Genomic DNA, 484 nt, shown 5'->3' on the forward strand with positions numbered 1-484 from the left:
GCCGAAGCGGATCAGGCCGAACCGCTCGCCGGCACCGACCGCCTGCCCTTCCCTGACGAAGCAGACGATGCGCTTGGCCACCAGGCCCGCGATCTGGATCACGCCGATGCGGCCCTGCGGCGCCGAGATGACGAGCGAATTGCGCTCATTGTCCTCGCTCGCCTTGTCCAGCTCGGCGTTGATGAACAAGCCCGGCCGATAGGCGATGCGGTCCACCCTGCCCGCGACGGGAGCGCGATTCACGTGGCAGTTGAATACGCTCATGAACACCGAGATGCGCGGCAGCGGCCGGTCGCCGAGGCCTAGCTCGGCCGGCGGCAGCGCCATGGTGATCATCGAGACCCGGCCGTCGGCCGGCGACACCACGAGCCCGTCGCGCTGCGGCGTCACGCGAACGGGATCGCGGAAGAACAGCGCGCACCACACGGTGAGGATCGTGCCGATCCATCCCAGCGGCGACCACAGCCAGAACAGGACCAGGCTT

Annotated in this window: 1 protein-coding gene; it reads right to left on the reverse strand. The window is 68.6% G+C overall.

Annotated features, from left to right (window positions below):
* A partial coding sequence (locus tag AOQ71_RS38410) for a phosphatidylserine decarboxylase (RefSeq protein WP_245317367.1) occupies positions 1–484 on the reverse strand: 484 nt, incomplete at both ends.

The organism is Bradyrhizobium manausense, from assembly GCF_001440035.1.
Lineage (GTDB): Bacteria > Pseudomonadota > Alphaproteobacteria > Rhizobiales > Xanthobacteraceae > Bradyrhizobium > Bradyrhizobium manausense.